This is a genomic window from Duganella sp. Root336D2, from assembly GCF_001425005.1.
Classification (GTDB): Bacteria; Pseudomonadota; Gammaproteobacteria; order Burkholderiales; family Burkholderiaceae_D; genus Rugamonas.
The window spans coordinates 681,205-697,572 of record NZ_LMDB01000012.1 but is presented as its reverse complement, the minus strand read 5'-3'; the positions used below and the strand labels follow the sequence as shown (position 1 = coordinate 697,572).

Below are 16,368 nucleotides of genomic sequence, written 5' to 3'. Positions count from 1 at the left end.
CTGGCCGGTGTGCGACAACTAACCGACACGAACTCCCATGCGGCCTAGTCTCCCCACATCAGGGAACAGGGGACATTCATGCTTGCCGACAAAGATGCGATTGCAATGATCGCGGTGAAAGACCTGGCTGCGGCCGCCAGGTTCTATGGCGAAGTTCTTGGACTTGAAAAGCTCGACAGCCCGGAACGGGAAGTGCTGTTTTTCCGCAGTGGCGCGACAAGGATTAATGTCTATCACTCGCCATATGCGGGCAGCAACAAGGCGACTTGCCTTATGTGGAACGTAGGGAGCGAACTGGAAGCGATCGCAGCGCGCTTGAAGGCAGACGGCGTCAAGTTCGAACACTACGACATGCCCGGCCTGAAGCTCGAAGGCGACATCCACCGCGGCGACCGAATGAGCGTCGCATGGTTCAGCGATGTCGACGGCAACATCCTCAGCATTGTGAACGGATAGGAGGCCATATGAATCCGAAAGCACTTCCCTTGATTGTTGGCGCGCTTCTTTCAGGCCGGTTGCTGGCGGCCCCGCCGGATGTGGAAAAGGAATTCGCTTCGATGGATGCCGACCGTGACGGCAAAGTGTCCACAACCGAGCATGCAGCCGCGGCCAGGCAGATGTTCGGGAAGATGGACGCCAATCAGGATGGCAAGGTGAGCGCCGCGGAAATGGCTGCGGCCCACCAGGCGATCACTGGCCAGGCGGCGAAGAAGAACGATATGCCGGCGGCCGAGAAAATCAAGGCTGTCGATTCCGACGGGGACGGCGTGCTCACAGCCGAAGAGCACAGCAAAGCGTCGGCATCCATGTTCGCAAAAATGGATACCGACAAGGACGGCTTCCTGGGCAAGCAGGAGATGGCCGCTGGACACGCGGCCATGATGAAGAAGCCGTAATCAGGCCGGCGCCAGCAGCGCAAGCTGTTCAGGTGTGAGATAGCACCATTCGCCTTCCTGCAGGCCGAGAGCGTCGAGTTGCAGTTGGCCGATGGCGGAACGATGCAGCGCGGAACAGTGATTGCCGGCAGCAGCCAGCATGCGCTTGACCTGGTGGTATTTGCCCTGCTCCAGCACGATCTCCAGCAGGTTTTCACCGCGCTTGATGCAGGTGACAGCGGCCAGCGGGGCCGGCTCATCGTGCAGCTGCACGCCGGCCAGCATCTGTGCCACCAGCTCATCGCTTACCGGTTCCGCCGTGGTGGCCAGATAGACCTTGGGCACATGGCGCTTGGGCGAAGACTGGGCGTGGATGAACGGGCCGTCGTCGGACATCAGCAGCATGCCGGTGGTGTCGTGGTCGAGCCGGCCGACCGGTTGCACTTCGCGCCAGGTGAATTGCTCAGGAAGCAAGGTCAGCACACCAGGATGATGGCTGGGCTTGCGGGAGCATTCGTAGTCGGAAGGCTTGTACAGTGCAATATAGAGATGTTCGCGATAAACCCACTCTTCGCCGAACACTTCCAGCACCAGGCCGTTGGTTTCGATAGTCGCTTTATAGTTGTCCTGCACTTCGCCGCCGATGGAAACGTCACGGTCTTCAATCAGCGCGCGGCAGTATTTACGGGTGCCGAAGCCTTGCGACTGCAGGATTCGGTCGAGGGATAATTTACTCATGGGGCGGAATTTTACCGGATTTACGCTACCGCAAGCCTCCCTATTGATGCAGATCAAAGGGCGTGACAGTCGAGTTGGTACACTTAAATAGCATTAGGAATCTGCTGACTGGGCTATAGGAATTTCTTTGGGAGATCTCAGCAATGAAGCTCTATATCAACCGTAGGTCGTTGGCACAGGCCCATGCCGCTTCTCTGGAAACCAAATTGGCTGTAGCGCGCTGGAGCGGCCAGGCTGGCGTTATGCCGCAAGCATTGTGGCGGCGCCAGCAGGAAACGGAATTGCTGGAGTGGCTGGTACAAGGCGGTTTTTCCACCGAAGACCTCGACGCAGAAACGAAAACAGCGGCCAGGGGCCGCCGTTCTCTTGCCTCCCAAAGAGACAGTGACGAGGAATGTGAATTCACTCAAGTCCGCATCCGTAATGCGGCTGCGTAGTCTGCCTCAAGATTTGATTGCTGATCGCCCTCCCCTTGAATCGAACTACACCGTCAATATAGTCCACGTCGGGGAAATGGCAAGCAAAAATGCCAATGTTAATTGCTGAGCCATTCGCGGCCGCAGCCTAGCGCAAGCTAGGCTTGGCCGCGTCTGCAGCGGCCTTGATCGCGCCATAACCAACGGCAGCACCAAACTTCTTCAGCACGCGCTCAGGCAGGTTCTCATGCTGGGTATAGTCGACAATGTCTTCTGCTTTCACCACGTCGCGCGCCACGCTGTCCACGCTGCCCAGGTCATCGGCCAGGCCCATCTCGATGGCGCGCGCGCCAGTCCAGTAGAGGCCGGAGAACATGTCGGGCGTTTCCTTCAGCCGCTTGCCACGGCCGGTACGCACCACCTCGATGAATTGCGCGTGGATTTCTTTCAGCATGGTCTGGGCATGCTGCTTCTGCTTTTCCGACTGTGGGCTGAACGGGTCCATGAAGCCCTTGTTCTCGCCAGCGGTCAGCAGGCGCCGTTCGACGCCCAGCTTTTCCATGGTGCCGGTAAACCCGAAGCCGTCCATTAGGACCCCGATCGAGCCGATGATGCTGGCCTTGTTGACGTAGATGCGGTCGGCGGCGGACGCGATGTAATAGCCGCCCGAGGCACATATTTCATCGACCACCACATACAGCGGCTTTTGCGGATAGCCGTGGCGCAGGCGGCGGATTTCGTCCACGATCATGCCGGCCTGGACGGCGCTACCGCCCGGACTGCTGATGTGCAGGACGATGGCGACCGAGCCGGTGTCCGAGAAGGCCTTATTCAGTGCGGGAATGACGACGTCGGCAGCGCCGCTGCCTTCGGCTTCGATGCTGCCCTCGATTTCGATCAAGGCAGTATGGCGGCCAAGGGCCTCGGCGTCGCCGCCCATCAGGTTGACGCCAAAGTAGCTGGCCAGGGCGAAGAAAATGATGGCCAAGGTCGACACCTTGAAGAAGATGCTCCAGCGGCGGTTGGCGCGTTGTTCTTTCAGCGTGGCGAACACCAGCTTTTCCAGCACCTCGCGCTCCCACTTGATGGGCGGGTTCTCGGCTGGCGCGGCCGGCTGGCTGTTATTGTTGTCGTTGTTATCACTCATGGTCGTGGGCGAACATAGTCGTCAGGCTGCCAGTAAATGTTTTCATCGCGTTCAGTCACGGCAATCGGGCGCAGGCGGCCGCCGCGGCATGGGCCGCCGGCGCACTGGCCATTTTCCGGCATATAAATGGCGCCGTGCGTGGAGCACATGATATAAAGGCCGCTCGATTCGAAGAACTCACCCTCGGCCCAGTCCAGTTCAATCGGCACATGGGCGCAGCGGTTCAGGTAGCCATACACCTTGCCGCCGTAGCGCACCACAAAGCCGGTGGTGTCTTCGCCGCCGGCGCGCAGCGGGAAGCGGATGCCTTTGCCACCCTCCAGCAGCAAGTCGGCAGCGCACACCAGGACTTCAGCATCCATCACGCATACTCATTCAGCCACTGGTGCAGCTGCGGCACTGTGCGCGCCGAGAACACCGGGTTGCAGGCAGACAGTTGCTCCAGCGGATGGGCGCCATATTCGACGGCGATGCCCGATGATCCCGCATTTTGCGCCATCATGAGGTCGTGTGTGGTGTCGCCAATCATGACGGTGCGACGCAAATCCTGGCCCAGTTCGCGCGTCAGTTCCTGCAGCATCGCGGGATGTGGCTTGGAAAACGTTTCGTCAGCGCAACGCGTCGCATCGAAGGTCGACAGCAGCCCTGCCGCATTGAGCGCGCGGTTCAGGCCTACGCGACTCTTGCCGGTGGCAACGGCGAGGAAGAAGCCTTGCTGCGACAAATCCTGCAACATTTCAGGCACACCATCGAACAAGGTCAGTTCGTGGTCTTTTGCCAGGTAGTGATAGCGGTAGCGCTCAATCATGCGCGGATAGACCTTGGGGTCGAGGCCGGGCATCGCCACTTGCATGGCTTCGCCCAAGCCCAGGCCAATGACATGGGCTGCCTGCTCCCGGCTGGGGATGGGCAGGGCCAGGTCCCTGGCGGCGGCCTGGATGCATTTCACGATGGTGGCGGTGCTGTCCATGAGCGTGCCATCCCAATCGAAGACGATCAGGTCAAATTGCTTACGCGGCATTATTTTTTTCTCAATTCAATGGTTTCCCCAAGCTTACCAAGAATCGCTGGCATTCGGCGGCCAAAGGCGCATTCAGGGTCATTTGCTTGCCCGTTTCCGGATGGGTAAACGTAATCTGGTGGGCGTGCAGGAACATGCGTTTCAGCGCACCACGTGTTTCAGTCGCTTTCTGCAGCGCCTTGTTGAGCGCGAAATCGCCGTATTTATCGTCACCTGCGATAGGGAAGCCCGAAGATTGCAGATGAACGCGAATCTGGTGGGTGCGCCCGGTCTTCAGCTCGGCCTCCAGCAGGGCAAAGCCTTCGAATTTCTGCAGCAGGCTGAATACCGTGTGCGAAGCCTGTCCATCGGCTTGTACCCGCACCCGCCGCTCGCCATCCGCCAGCGTGAATTTATGCAAAGCCAGCTTGACGTGCTGGCGCTTGTTCTTCCAGTCGCCCACGGCCAGGGCCAGGTAGCGCTTGTCGGTCAGGCCGTCGCGCATCTGGTCATGCAGGTTGGTCAAGGCCGTACGCTTCTTGGCGATCAGCAGCAGGCCGGAAGTTTCCCGGTCGAGGCGGTGCACCAGCTCCAGGAACTTGGCGTCCGGGCGGGCAGCGCGCAGTTGCTCGATGACGCCAAACGAGACGCCGGAACCGCCATGCACGGCAACGCCGCAGGGCTTGTTAATCACCAGCAAGTTGGCGTCTTCGAAAATGACTTCGAACTCGGCGGCAGGGACAATGACTTCTTGCTTTTCAGCAATTCGAATTGGTGGAATGCGGACCAGGTCGCCGTCATTCAGGCGGTACAACTGGTCGATGCGGCCTTTGTTGACCCGCACTTCACCCGAGCGCAGGATACGATAGATGTGGCTCTTCGGCACACCTTTGCAAACACGCAACAGGTAGTTATCGATCCGCTGACCGGCCTCTTCTTCAGTGATCGTCACGAATTGTGCTTGCGGCAGGACCTGTTGGGGGGAAGCGGAATCGGCTTTTTGCGACTTGTTTTGGCCGGGCTTCCCAGAATTTCTCTCTAAGTCCTTCATTTTGAATATATAATCGTTATGCCGCAGTTTATCTGCTGCATGTGTAAAGAATTAAACGTACATTTTACACAGGGGCGTATCTACTGGCCTCGCCAAACGCAAATTCGGTAGAAAAAATTGTATACGCACATTCGTGCGCCGATCAGGGTCGCAACCATTGTTGCCATCGGCTCGAGCGCCCGTGTGCTGAATTAGACTGGCTGGATTGTTAGGATAAGTCCGGCGAGCAAGCACTACAGTCGTTGCTCGCTGGTTGATGAAGTGGATTACGCTTGCCGTTTCGCCAAGGCACCATACAAGATGTCCTGGCCCGACGATGTGCGCACGCCTGCATTCTCCCGCCACCCGGCAACGCTCGGGCCGTTGGATGATGTTGCACGCAGTGCGCAAACTCGGCATGACGATTTGCTTCATGCGCCCAATGCGGCGGCAGCGCTTCGCGCCTGCCGCATGACGAGGCATTTCCCCCTACAGCCTCCTTAATTCACGCGTATATCCTTGTACTTCGCCGTCTCCACGGAGGCGGCTTTGACATGGCCCAAGGGTCGCGGAGTTAATAAAAATGAAACGCATGTTGTTTAATGCTACGCAGCAAGAAGAGCTGCGCGTAGCAATTGTCGACGGTCAAAAGTTGATCGACATCGACATCGAGACCGCCGGACGAGAGCAGCGCAAGTCCAATATCTACAAAGGCGTCATCACTCGAATCGAACCCTCCCTCGAAGCTTGCTTCGTCAGCTACGGCGAAGACCGCCACGGCTTCCTCCCCTTTAAAGAAGTTGCCCGCACCTATTTCCGCGAAGGCGTCGACGTGCGCAATGCATCCGTCAAGGAAGCACTGCGCGAAGGCCAGGAAATCATGGTCCAGGTGGAGAAGGAAGAGCGCGGCAATAAAGGCGCGGCACTGACCTCCTTTATTTCGCTGGCTGGCCGCTACCTGGTGCTGATGCCGAACAACCCGCGCGGTGGCGGTGTCTCGCGCCGGGTGGAAGGCGAAGAACGCCAGGAACTGCGCGAAACCATGGACAAGCTGGACCTGCCGCAAGGCATGTCGGTGATTGCCCGTACCGCCGGCATCGGCCGTACCGTGGAAGAGCTGCAGTGGGACTTGAACTACCTGATGCAACTGTGGCGCGCCATCGAAGGCGCCTCCAAGGCAGCCAACGGCGCCTTCCTGATCTACCAGGAATCGTCCCTGGTGATCCGCGCCATCCGCGACTACTTCCAGCCTGATATCGGCGAGATCCTGATCGACACCGACGAGATCTACGAACAGGCGCACCAGTTCATGTCGCACGTGATGCCGGACATGGTGCATCGCGTGAAGCGCTACAGCGACGACGTGCCGCTGTTCTCCCGCTTCCAGATCGAACACCAGATCGAAACCGCGTACTCGCGTACCGTGCCGCTGCCATCCGGCGGCGCCATCGTGATCGACCATACCGAAGCCCTGGTCTCGATCGACGTCAACTCGGCCCGCGCCACCCGCGGCTCGGACATCGAAACCACCGCCTTCCACACCAACTGCGAAGCCGCCGACGAAGTGGCGCGCCAGCTGCGCCTGCGCGACCTGGGCGGCCTGATCGTGATCGACTTCATCGACATGGAAGTGTCGAAGAACCAGCGCGAAGTGGAACAGCGCCTGAAAGACGCCCTGCACCACGACCGTGCGCGCGTCCAGATGGGCAAGATTTCCCGCTTCGGCCTGATGGAACTGTCGCGCCAGCGCCTGCGCCCTTCCCTGTCGGAAGGTTCGCACGTGACTTGCCCGCGCTGCTCGGGCACCGGCCACATCCGCGATACCGAATCGTCCGCCCTGCAGGTGCTGCGCATCATCCAGGAAGAGGCGATGAAGGAAAATTCCGCCGCGATCCACGTCCAGGTGCCAGTCGACGTGGCTGCCTTCCTGCTGAACGAGAAGCGCGGCGAAGTGCTGAAGATCGAGACCCGTCACCGCATCACCGTGATCCTGATCCCGAACAAGCACCTGGAAACCCCGCATTACAAGCTGGAACGCATCAAGCACGACGATCCACGCCTGGAAGACCACGCTGCCTCCTACACCATGGCCGAAGCTGCCGAGACCGACATGTCGTTCTCCAAGCGCCACAAGGAAGAAGCCAAGCCGCGCCAGGAAGCCGTCGTCAAGACCATTACTCCGGAGCAACCAGCACCGCTGGTGGAACACAAGCCGGAAGCTGCCAAGCCAGCTGCCGCGCCACGTGCTGCCGCCGTCGCAGCGCCGGCAGAAAAAGGCTTCTTCGCCAAGCTGATCTCCTTCTTCACCGGTGGTGACAAGGAAGAGCCAGCGCAGCCGAAAGCACCGGTCATCGTCACCAAAGCACCAGCCAACGCCGAACGCGGCGACCGCAAGGACCGCGGCCAGCGTGGCCGCAACCGCGGCGGTAAAGGCGGCCGTGGTGAACGCGAAGACCGCGAGCCAGGTTCCCGTCCAGGCGCCGAGGAAGCAAAACCGGCCGCAGAAGCGCGCAAGCCACGCGAACAGCGCGAGCCGCGCGAAACGCGTGAACCACGCCAGCCGCGCGAACCGCGCGAGCCACGTGAACAGCGCGAAGGCGCCGAGGCAGCCCAGGCCCAAGGCCAGCGAGCCGAGCGCGAGCCGCGTGAACCACGCCAGCCACGCCAGCCGCGTGAGCCACGCGCTGAGAAACCTGTTGCGGCCGAGGCCAAGGCCGAGGAATTGGCACTGGCTGCAGCCGGCGTGGGTCCGGTTGGCACCGGCTCCGGCGCGCCTGACACGCCGGTACTGGTGAAAGCTGTCGCCAACACCGGCCCAGAGGGCGAAGACGCAGACGGTGCGGAAGGTGGCGATGAGCCGCGCCGCCGCCGCCGCCGCGGTGGCCGTAACCGCAACCGTCGTGAACGTGAAGGCGCCGAGGGCATGGACGGCGTGGACGGTGCCGAAGGCGCCGAAGGCGCAACCGAGGCAACGTTCACCGTTGCTCCAGATGAAGGCGTTGTTGCCCCGGCCGCGGCTCCGCTTGTTGCCGATGCAGCGCCTGCTGCCATCGCTGTGGAACCGGCATCGACCGAGGCTGCCAGCGCCGCTGCTGCCGAAGGCGCCGCCGCTCAAGCTGTGGCTACCGCGGCTGTCGAAGCTCCCGTGGTTGCCGAGCCAGTTGGTGCCGCGCCGGTTGCCACTGCTGCCGCCGCGGCGCCAGTCGAGGCAGCGCCAGCCGAGGCAGCACCAGTGGTTGCCGCTCCAGTGCCGCCAGCCGCTGTGGACCTGCCAGTTGCCGCGCCGGCAGCTGCGGAACCGGTCGAAGTGGAAGCTGTTGCAGCTGCTCCAGCTTCGCCACAAGGCGTGCTGCCGTTCGCGGATGCCGCTCAGGCAGTCGCCGAACCGGCAACCGCGGAAGAAGTCGCTGCCGACGTGGTCGAGCCAGCGGCCGCTCCGGTTGCTGCTGCGCCAGCGCCAGCCCCAGTTGCGCCAGCGCCAGTTGCCCCAGCGCCAGCTCCTGTAGCTGCCCCGGCGCCAGCTCCTGTAGCTGCTCCGGCGCCAGCGCCGGCCGCAGCCAAGGCTGACGTCAACGCCATGCTGGCCGCTGCCGGCCTGTCGATGGCAGTGACCGACCCGGCCAAGGCGCGTGCCGCGCAGGAGGCGGCCGCCGCAGCCGCCACCTCCCAGCCGATCCGCGTGCCTCGCGAGCGCAAGCCGCAGGAAGCTGTCGCCAGCGAGCCGCTGGTGCAGGTTGAAACCAAGGTGAATGGCTAAGCAGCCTGGCACTGACGAAAAAGGGAAGCCGAGCGCTTCCCTTTTTCATGTCCCATTGTCGGAAGCCTTCCTGTACTGGCTCAAATTGGGCTTCATCAGCTTCGGCGGCCCGGCTGGCCAGATCGCCCTGATGCATGCCGAACTGGTTGAGCGCCGGCGCTGGATCTCCGAACAGCGCTTCCTGCACGCCCTGAACTACTGCATGCTGCTGCCCGGCCCCGAGGCCACGCAGCTTGCCATCTACATCGGCTGGCTGATGCACCGCACCCTGGGCGGCATCCTTGCCGGCGTGCTTTTCGTACTTCCTTCACTTTTACTGCTGATCGGCCTGTCCTGGGCCTACATGGCCTATGGCAGCCTGCCCGCCATCGCCGGCATCCTGTACGGCATGAAGCCGGCCGTCGTTGCCATCGTGCTGGCCGCGGCCTGGCGCATTGGCAAACGCACGCTGCGCAATCGCCCGCTGCTGGTGATCGCACTGGGCGCCTTCACTGCCATCAGCTTCATCAAGCTGCCCTTCCCTGCCATCGTCGCCACGGCTGCCCTGCTGGGCTGGCTGGGCGGCCGCCTGCGCCCGGACCTGTTCGCGCTGGGCGGCGCCGCGCACGGCCCGGCCGCAACGCAAGGCGCGCATGCCGCCGCCCTGATCGACGATGACACGCCAACCCCGCAGCACGCCCGCTTCAGCTGGGCCGCACTGGCCCGCGTCGCCGGCGCCGGCAGCGCATTGATGGCGGCTGGCTGGCTGCTGCTGGCCTGGATATTCGGCGTCGACAAACCGCTAGCGCAAATGGGCTGGTTCTTTACCAAGGCCGCCATGATGACCTTTGGCGGGGCTTACGCCGTGCTGCCCTACGTCTACCAGGGTGGCGTCGAGCATTTCCAGTGGCTGACAGCGGCCCAGATGGTAGACGGCCTGGCCCTGGGCGAAACCACGCCCGGCCCGCTGATCATGGTGGTCGCCTTTGTCGGCTTTGTCGGCGCCTGGACGCAGGAGGCGATTGCCGGCCATCCCGCCCTGGCAGGCGTGCTGGGCGCCACCGTGGCGGCCTGGTTCACCTTTGTCCCTTCGTTCGTCTTCATCCTGGCCGGCGGCCCGCTGGTCGAATCCACGCGCGGCAATATCCGCATGACCGCGCCGCTGACCGCCATTTCCGCCGCCGTGGTGGGCGTCATTGCCAGCCTGGCACTATTTTTCGGCGTCCACGTGTTCTATCCGGCCAACCGCTGGGAATGGCCGGCCGTGGCAATCGCCGCTGCCGCCGCCATCGCCTTGATGCAGTACAAGCAAGGAACAATCCGCGTATTACTAGCCTGTGCAATTGCTGGCGTCGTGCTATCGTACCGGGTGTAACCGCACACCCAGCATGACCGAAAAAATCATCCTCCTGAATGATGGCCGCAGCCAGGCGCCGGCCATCCCGGCAACATTAATGGCGCCCACCGGCAGCCTGTTGGACAGCTTCGCCCGTCCGCTGCACGACCTGCGCATTTCCATCACCGACCGCTGCAACTTCCGCTGCGTCTACTGCATGCCGAAGGAAGTGTTCGACAAGGACTACCAGTACCTGCCGCACAACGCCCTGCTGACGTTTGAAGAGATCACGCGCCTTGCCCGCCTGTTTGTCGAACACGGCGTCGAAAAGATCCGCCTGACCGGCGGTGAACCGCTATTGCGCAAAGACCTTGAGCGGCTGGTCGGCATGCTGGCCGAACTGCGCACCGTGAGCGGCAAACCGCTCGACCTGACCCTGACCACCAATGGCTCCCTGCTGGCCCGCAAAGCCCGGTCGCTGAAAGACGCCGGCCTGCAGCGTGTGACCGTCTCGCTCGACGCGCTGGACGACGCCACGTTCAAGCGCATGAACGATGTCGACTTCGCAGTGGAAGACGTGCTGCACGGGATCGACGTGGCGCACAGTGTCGGCCTGGGCCCGGTCAAGGTAAACATGGTGGTCAAGCGCGGCATGAACGAGCAGGAGATCCTGCCGATGGCACGCCATTTCAAAGGGTCGCCCGTCATCTTGCGCTTCATAGAATTCATGGACGTCGGCACGTCGAACGGCTGGAACATGCACGACGTGGTGCCATCGGCGGAGCTCGTGCGCATGATTGGCGCCGATATGCCGCTGCTCCCCGTCGATCCGAACTACAGCGGCGAAACGGCCGAGCGCTGGCGCTATGCGGACGGCGGCGGCGAGATCGGCGTAATCTCCAGCGTGACGCAGGCCTTCTGCAAGGATTGCTCGCGTGCGCGCCTGTCGACCGAGGGCAAACTCTACACCTGCCTGTTCGCCTCGCGCGGCCACGACCTGCGCGCCCTGGTGCGCGAAGGCCGCAGCGACGCGGAAATCTCGTCCGCCATCGGCGCGCTGTGGAGCGTGCGCGCCGACCGCTATTCAGAACTGCGCACCATCAACACCGAAGGCCTGGCGCCGGGCGCCGGCCGCAAAGTCGAAATGTCATATATTGGGGGTTGAGCCGGCGATGGGACAAAACATCAGTGCATTGATCCTGGCAGGCGGACGCGGCACCCGCATGGGCCGCGTCGACAAGGGCTTGCAGCCGTTCCGCGGCGGCACGCTTGCCTCCCAGGTGCTGCAGCGGCTTGCGCCCCAAGTAGCCAGCGTGACCATCAACGCCAACCGCAACCTCGGCGCCTACAGTGCACTTGGCGTGGAAGTGCTGCCGGACGAACTGGAAGGCTACGAAGGCCCGCTGGCCGGACTGCAAACCGGACTGCGCCATTGCGCGACCGACCTGCTGCTGACAGCCCCATGCGACTCCCCCTTCCTGCCGGCGGACCTGGCGCAGCGCCTGTACGACGCACTGAATGCGCAAGGCGCCGACCTCGCCGTGGCGTCGACGCTGGAAACCGGCGAAGACGGCAAAACACGCACGCAACTGCATCCCGTATTCTGCCTGGTACGCAAGAGCGCCCTGCCCGCGCTGGACGACTACCTGCAGTCCGGCTCGCGCAAGATGGATGGCTGGTACAAGTCGATCAAGGTGGCCGAAGTGCTGTTCAACGACGCTGCGGCCTTCCGCAACATCAATACGCTGGCCGAATTGCAGAATGAGGAAGATGCCGCCGCCAACCCTTCGCTGAAAGACGTGGCCAGCTGCCTGTCCGGTTACGATCCGGACGCGCTGCCGGTGCGCACCGCGCAGCGCATCATCCGCGACTTCATCCAGCCGCTGCGCGGCATCGAGAAAGTCGCGCTGCGCAGTGCCCTGGACCGCGTACTGGCGGCGGACGTGATTTCACCGATCAACGTGCCGGCGCACGACAACTCCGCCATGGACGGTTTCGCCTTTGCCGGCACCCAGCTGAAAGCCGACGGCAATACCACGCTGAAGGTGATCGGCACCGCCTACGCCGGCCGGCCGTCCGCCTTGAAGCCCGGACCTGGCGAATGCGTGCGCATCATGACCGGCGGCGTCATGCCCGAGGGCTGCGACACGGTGCTGCCGCAGGAACTGGCGGCCGACCTGAGCGACGTCGCCGTGACAATTGCGGCAAACACCGTGCGCACCGGCGACAACCGCCGCTTCAAGGGTGAAGACCTGGCCGCCGGCACGCCAGCCCTGCGGCAAGGCAAGGTGCTGCGCCCGGCCGACCTGGGCCTGCTCGCTTCGCTCGGCCTGGCCGAGGTGCCGGTGCAGCGCCGCCTGCGCGTGGCCTTCTTTTCCACCGGCGACGAATTGCGCTCGATCGGCGAGCCGCTGGCAGAGGGCTGCGTCTACGACAGCAACCGCTACACCCTGTTCGGCATGCTGCAGCGGCTTGGCTGCGATATCGTCGACATGGGCATCGTGAAAGATGACGCGGCATCGCTCGAAGAAGCCTTGCGCACAGCCTGCGAGTGCGCCGATGCCGTGATCACTTCCGGCGGCGTGTCCGTTGGCGCGGCCGATTACACCAGGCAGGTCATGGCCACGCTGGGCGACGTGCACTTCTGGAAGATCGGCATGCGCCCCGGCCGCCCGATGGCTTTCGGCCGCATCCGCTCCAACGGCCACAGCGCTTATCTGTTCGGCCTGCCGGGCAATCCGGTGGCAGTGATGGTTACCTTCTATTTCTTCGCCCGCCACGCCCTGCTGCGCATGATGGGTGCGGACTCGCCTGGCGACCAGTTGCTGCGGGTGCGCTCCGCCCAGCCGATCCGCAAGAAGCCCGGCCGCACCGAATACCAGCGCGGCATCATTGTCACCGCAATGGACGGCACGCGCGAAGTGCGCATCACCGGTTCGCAAGGCTCCGGCATCCTGCGCTCGATGTCGGAAGCGAACTGCATGGTGGTACTGCACGACGAGCAAGGCAATGTGGCCGAGGGCGACCTGGTCGACGTGATCATTTTCGACGGTCTGGTTTAGGGGACCAGCAATGCCTGGATCTCCGGTTTCCCGTAGTTGTCGCGGGTGACCATGACGGCATCGGTCAGGATGGTCTGGTCTTTCATGGCCGCGCCCCGCGCAGCCGCCAGCGCCGCTTTCATGGAGAGATAGCCCATCTGGCGCGGGTCCTGCACCATCAAGCCGTTGATTTCCTGCTTGCTCAATCCATCCAGCAGGAAGTCGGTGGTGTCGAATGCGACGAATCTCTTCTTTCCGGCAAAACCCGCTTGCCGCAGCGCCCGCAGCATGCCGTCGCTGGTCGATTCATTGACGGCGAATATGCCGTCAAGACCAGGGTGTTTCTCCAGCATCAGCGCTGCGCCGCGCGCCGCTTTGCCGCGTGTGCCGCCGCCATATTCGTCGGCCACGATGTTGATACGCGGTGCGTTCTTCTTCATGTAATCGATAAAGCCCTCGGCCCGCTCTTCCGTGGATCCGCTGCCTTCGATGGTGCGCAAGATCGCCACACTGCCCTGCCGGTTCAGCAGGCCGGCCAGGCGTTCGGCCGCCAGCCTGCCTGCCGCAAAATTGTTGGTGGTGATGAAGTTGGTGTGCGCCTTACCGTCCAATGCGGAATCCACGGCAATCACCTTGATCCCTAGCGCAGCAGCATATTCGACCGGCGCCACCAGGCGGCTGCGATCGGTCGCGGCGATGATGACAGCGTCGACGCCCACTCTGGAATAGATGCGCAGGATCTCGATCTGCGAGTCGACGTCGTCGTTGTGCGCCGGGCCGCGCCAGGTCAATTGAACATGCCCGTCCTCCCGCATCGCGCGCTCGACTCCCTGTCGCATGAAAGTCCAGAAAACCTGGTCGCGCGACTTGGGGATGAAGACGACATCCAGGTCCTTGGCCGATACCGGGCACGCCGCCAGAGCGATATAACTCAGCAGGAGCAAGATCCATTTTTTCATGATCTCACTATCTTACCCCCTGCCATGCGCCAGGGAGCGCCTTCAGCCACATCCGATCTCCACCCGATTCAGTAACGGTAGCAGTGCGCCTGCTGCGGCTCGCTGCGCACCAGGGCGGTGGTCCAGGCGGGGTTGGTGGCTTGCTGGCACTTGACCAGGACGTCGGACCAGGCTTTCAGGTTGGCCTCGGACGCGCCCTTCTTCCACGCTTCGTCCATGGCGCGCGCCACTGCTGTTTGCTGGCGCGGGGCGCCTAGCGGACGGCCGAAACTGTCGCGTGCGGGGGCTAAATCAAGGGGTGCGCGCAGGGCCGGCTTTGCGGCCTGGAGTTCAGGTTCGCCGCCCCACGCGCCGACTGAAGCTGGCAACAGCAGTGCTAACGCGAGGCGGGCGGCTGCTTTCATCACTCAGATGGGGCTGTCGGCGTCTGCGTCACTGTTGTCCGCCGCGCCCAGCATGAGCAAGGCTTCTTCAGAGGGCAGCGCTTCGACGGATTTCAGCTTACGGGCCATCTGGCGGCTGCGAACTTCGGCATTTTCGATATTGCGCGCGGCGCGTTCCAGCGTGGTCTTGGTCGCGGCAAGCACGTCGCCGAATTTCGCGAATTCGGTCTTCACGGCGCCCAGCACTTGCCATACTTCGGACGAGCGTTTTTCCAGCGCCAGCGTGCGAAAGCCCATTTGCAGGCTGTTCAGCAGCGCAGTCAGCGTGGAAGGACCGGCGATGCTGACGCGGTTCACGCGCTGCAGTTCATCTGCCAGGCCAGGGCGGCGCATCACTTCCGCGTACAAGCCTTCGGTCGGCAGGAACAGGATGGCAAAGTCGGTCGTCATCGGCGGCGAGACGTATTTTTCAGAGATCGTCTTCGCCTCGCCGCGCACAGCGCGTTCCAGCTCGCGGCCAGCGGCGGCTACGCCTTCGGCGTCGGCGCGGTCGGCCGCCTCCAGCAGGCGTTCGTACTGTTCTTTCGGGAACTTGGCATCGATCGGCATCCACACCGGCGCCCCGCCCTCTTTCTGGCCTGGCAGCTTGAGCGCGAATTCGACGCGGGCATTGGTGCCGGGTATGGTCTCGACGTTCTTGGCGTATTGATCCGGCGTGAGGATTTGCTCGAGCAGCATTTCCAGCTGTACTTCGCCCCAGGTGCCGCGCGTCTTCACGTTGGTCAGTACGCGCTTCAAATCGCCCACCCCCAGCGCCAGCTGCTGCATTTCGCCCAGGCCCTGGTGCACGCGCTCCAGGCGTTCGGACACCTGGCGGAACGATTCGGTCAGGCGCGTCTCCAGCGTTTCATGCAGTTTTTCGTCGACCGTCTTGCGCATTTCCTCCAGCCGCGCGCCGTTATCGGCCTGCAGCTCGCGCATCCTGGTCTCCAGCGCCACACGCACCTCCAGCAGGCGGCGCGTATTCGATTCGGTCAGGACCTCGATCTGGCGGCGCATGGTTTCCAGCTGCTGCACGGTGGCAGCGTGCGACTGCGACAGCATATTGCCCATTTCCTGGCGCTGCGCCTGCGCGGTAGCCTGCAACTGCAGCCGCACTTCACGCTCGACCCGGTCCAATTGGTCGGCAACATCGCCGCCGCGGCTACGCAGCAGCGCAACAATTTGCAGCACGAAGATGACGGCGGCCAGCGCCAGCAGGATGGTCAACTCCATCAATCGGCCTTGTTCCGCATCCAGTCCGCGGTCTGGTAGAACGACTCCATCAGCCGCAAACGCAGGTCTTCTTCGATGCCGACATCCTGCATCGCCCACGCCATGCAGCGCAGCCATTGGTCGCGCTCACTGGAGCCGACTGCGAAAGGCAGGTGGCGTGCGCGCAGGCGCGGGTGGCCGAAGCGTTCGATAAACAGGTCCGGACCGCCCATCCAGCCGCTGAGGAACCAGAACAGCTTGTCGCGCGAGCCGTCGGTGCTGGCCGGATGCATGGCGCGGATGCCGGCGAACTCCGGCTCCAGTTCCATCAGGTCGTAAAAACGGTCAACCATCGCGCGCAGCATGGTTTCACCGCCGATGACTTCGTAAAGGGTGCGTGCTTCATCATTCATAAAGCAATGATAGCGCATGGACGTATTGATGTGGATCAAG

Annotated in this window: 16 protein-coding genes; 7 read left to right on the top strand and 9 right to left on the bottom strand. The window is 62.7% G+C overall.

The window, feature by feature from the left end:
* Positions 1-78: 78 nt before the first annotated feature.
* Both ASD07_RS13315 and ASD07_RS13310 read left to right on the top strand, forming a co-directional pair.
* Positions 79-456, top strand: a complete 378-nt coding sequence (locus ASD07_RS13315) for a VOC family protein (protein ID WP_055930643.1) — start codon at positions 79-81, stop codon at positions 454-456.
* Between the two features lie 8 nt (positions 457-464).
* Positions 465-896, top strand: a complete 432-nt coding sequence (locus tag ASD07_RS13310; protein WP_057245423.1) for an EF-hand domain-containing protein — start codon at positions 465-467, stop codon at positions 894-896.
* Here ASD07_RS13310 and ASD07_RS13305 read toward each other — a convergent pair whose 3' ends face one another.
* On the bottom strand, positions 897-1,613 hold the full coding sequence (locus ASD07_RS13305; RefSeq protein WP_055930637.1) for a pseudouridine synthase: 717 nt from the start codon (positions 1,611-1,613) through the stop codon (positions 897-899).
* Between the two features lie 143 nt (positions 1,614-1,756).
* Between ASD07_RS13305 and ASD07_RS13300 the strand changes: the two genes are divergently transcribed.
* A complete protein-coding gene (locus tag ASD07_RS13300; protein WP_055930634.1) occupies positions 1,757-2,050 on the top strand; it encodes a hypothetical protein in 294 nt (97 codons plus the stop codon).
* 127 nt (positions 2,051-2,177) lie between these two features.
* Here ASD07_RS13300 and ASD07_RS13295 read toward each other — a convergent pair whose 3' ends face one another.
* Genes ASD07_RS13295 through rluC form a run of 4 tightly spaced genes read right to left on the bottom strand, consistent with a single transcriptional unit; the run spans position 2,178 to position 5,227 of the window.
* Positions 2,178-3,176, bottom strand: a complete 999-nt coding sequence (locus ASD07_RS13295) for a S49 family peptidase (RefSeq protein ID WP_055930631.1) — start codon at positions 3,174-3,176, stop codon at positions 2,178-2,180.
* Positions 3,173-3,538: a Rieske 2Fe-2S domain-containing protein gene (locus tag ASD07_RS13290; RefSeq protein WP_055930627.1), complete on the bottom strand. Its 366-nt coding sequence runs from the start codon at positions 3,536-3,538 to the stop codon at positions 3,173-3,175. Before ASD07_RS13290 ends, ASD07_RS13295 begins: the two co-directional genes overlap by 4 nt.
* A complete protein-coding gene (locus ASD07_RS13285; RefSeq protein WP_055930624.1) occupies positions 3,538-4,197 on the bottom strand; it encodes an HAD-IA family hydrolase in 660 nt (219 codons plus the stop codon). The genes ASD07_RS13290 and ASD07_RS13285 overlap by 1 nt, the downstream gene beginning before the upstream one ends.
* A gap of 10 nt (positions 4,198-4,207) precedes the next feature.
* Positions 4,208-5,227 carry a 23S rRNA pseudouridine(955/2504/2580) synthase RluC gene (gene rluC / locus ASD07_RS13280; RefSeq protein WP_055930622.1) on the bottom strand — a complete coding sequence of 340 codons (1,020 nt, stop codon included), beginning with the start codon at positions 5,225-5,227 and terminating at the stop codon, positions 4,208-4,210.
* 562 nt (positions 5,228-5,789) lie between these two features.
* On the opposite strand from rluC, the gene ASD07_RS13275 reads away from it, so the two are divergent.
* Genes ASD07_RS13275 through glp form a run of 4 tightly spaced genes read left to right on the top strand, consistent with a single transcriptional unit; the run spans position 5,790 to position 13,340 of the window.
* Positions 5,790-8,963, top strand: coding sequence for an Rne/Rng family ribonuclease (locus tag ASD07_RS13275; protein ID WP_055930619.1), 3,174 nt, complete (start codon positions 5,790-5,792; stop codon positions 8,961-8,963).
* The gene (chrA, locus tag ASD07_RS13270; RefSeq protein ID WP_055930615.1) at positions 8,956-10,317 is read left to right on the top strand and encodes a chromate efflux transporter; all 1,362 of its coding nucleotides are present in this window, start codon (positions 8,956-8,958) and stop codon (positions 10,315-10,317) included. Before ASD07_RS13275 ends, chrA begins: the two co-directional genes overlap by 8 nt.
* Before the next feature lie 13 nt (positions 10,318-10,330).
* The gene (gene moaA, locus ASD07_RS13265) at positions 10,331-11,443 is read left to right on the top strand and encodes a GTP 3',8-cyclase MoaA (RefSeq protein ID WP_055930612.1); all 1,113 of its coding nucleotides are present in this window, start codon (positions 10,331-10,333) and stop codon (positions 11,441-11,443) included.
* Positions 11,444-11,450: 7 nt separating this feature from the next.
* Complete coding sequence (gene glp, locus ASD07_RS13260) at positions 11,451-13,340, top strand: gephyrin-like molybdotransferase Glp (RefSeq protein ID WP_055930609.1); 1,890 nt, start codon at positions 11,451-11,453, stop codon at positions 13,338-13,340.
* Here the strand turns inward: glp and ASD07_RS13255 are convergent.
* The 4 genes from ASD07_RS13255 to ASD07_RS13240 form a co-directional block, all read right to left on the bottom strand.
* On the bottom strand, positions 13,337-14,278 hold the full coding sequence (locus tag ASD07_RS13255) for a substrate-binding domain-containing protein (RefSeq protein ID WP_055930606.1): 942 nt from the start codon (positions 14,276-14,278) through the stop codon (positions 13,337-13,339). The two genes, glp and ASD07_RS13255, sit on opposite strands and share 4 nt — an antisense overlap.
* Before the next feature lie 68 nt (positions 14,279-14,346).
* Positions 14,347-14,682, bottom strand: coding sequence for a hypothetical protein (locus ASD07_RS13250; protein WP_055930603.1), 336 nt, complete (start codon positions 14,680-14,682; stop codon positions 14,347-14,349).
* Positions 14,683-14,685: 3 nt separating this feature from the next.
* Positions 14,686-15,936, bottom strand: a complete 1,251-nt coding sequence (locus ASD07_RS13245; RefSeq protein WP_055930600.1) for a DNA recombination protein RmuC — start codon at positions 15,934-15,936, stop codon at positions 14,686-14,688.
* Entirely contained in the window at positions 15,936-16,328 is a 393-nt protein-coding gene (locus ASD07_RS13240) for a group II truncated hemoglobin (protein WP_055930597.1), read from the bottom strand. The genes ASD07_RS13245 and ASD07_RS13240 overlap by 1 nt, the downstream gene beginning before the upstream one ends.
* Positions 16,329-16,368: the final 40 nt, after the last annotated feature.

What these genes read in the sequence shown, in the direction of transcription:
- ASD07_RS13315 (WP_055930643.1), top strand. Translation starts at nt 79, where the DNA reads ATGCTTGCCGACAAAGATGCGATTGCAATGATCGCGGTGAAAGACCTG.
- ASD07_RS13310 (WP_057245423.1), top strand. Translation starts at nt 465, where the DNA reads ATGAATCCGAAAGCACTTCCCTTGATTGTTGGCGCGCTTCTTTCAGGC.
- ASD07_RS13305 (WP_055930637.1), bottom strand. Translation starts at nt 1,613, where the DNA reads ATGAGTAAATTATCCCTCGACCGAATCCTGCAGTCGCAAGGCTTCGGC.
- ASD07_RS13300 (WP_055930634.1), top strand. Translation starts at nt 1,757, where the DNA reads ATGAAGCTCTATATCAACCGTAGGTCGTTGGCACAGGCCCATGCCGCT.
- ASD07_RS13295 (WP_055930631.1), bottom strand. Translation starts at nt 3,176, where the DNA reads ATGAGTGATAACAACGACAACAATAACAGCCAGCCGGCCGCGCCAGCC.
- ASD07_RS13290 (WP_055930627.1), bottom strand. Translation starts at nt 3,538, where the DNA reads ATGGATGCTGAAGTCCTGGTGTGCGCTGCCGACTTGCTGCTGGAGGGT.
- ASD07_RS13285 (WP_055930624.1), bottom strand. Translation starts at nt 4,197, where the DNA reads ATGCCGCGTAAGCAATTTGACCTGATCGTCTTCGATTGGGATGGCACG.
- rluC (WP_055930622.1), bottom strand. Translation starts at nt 5,227, where the DNA reads ATGAAGGACTTAGAGAGAAATTCTGGGAAGCCCGGCCAAAACAAGTCG.
- ASD07_RS13275 (WP_055930619.1), top strand. Translation starts at nt 5,790, where the DNA reads ATGAAACGCATGTTGTTTAATGCTACGCAGCAAGAAGAGCTGCGCGTA.
- chrA (WP_055930615.1), top strand. Translation starts at nt 8,956, where the DNA reads ATGGCTAAGCAGCCTGGCACTGACGAAAAAGGGAAGCCGAGCGCTTCC.
- moaA (WP_055930612.1), top strand. Translation starts at nt 10,331, where the DNA reads ATGACCGAAAAAATCATCCTCCTGAATGATGGCCGCAGCCAGGCGCCG.
- glp (WP_055930609.1), top strand. Translation starts at nt 11,451, where the DNA reads ATGGGACAAAACATCAGTGCATTGATCCTGGCAGGCGGACGCGGCACC.
- ASD07_RS13255 (WP_055930606.1), bottom strand. Translation starts at nt 14,278, where the DNA reads ATGAAAAAATGGATCTTGCTCCTGCTGAGTTATATCGCTCTGGCGGCG.
- ASD07_RS13250 (WP_055930603.1), bottom strand. Translation starts at nt 14,682, where the DNA reads ATGAAAGCAGCCGCCCGCCTCGCGTTAGCACTGCTGTTGCCAGCTTCA.
- ASD07_RS13245 (WP_055930600.1), bottom strand. Translation starts at nt 15,936, where the DNA reads ATGGAGTTGACCATCCTGCTGGCGCTGGCCGCCGTCATCTTCGTGCTG.
- ASD07_RS13240 (WP_055930597.1), bottom strand. Translation starts at nt 16,328, where the DNA reads ATGAATGATGAAGCACGCACCCTTTACGAAGTCATCGGCGGTGAAACC.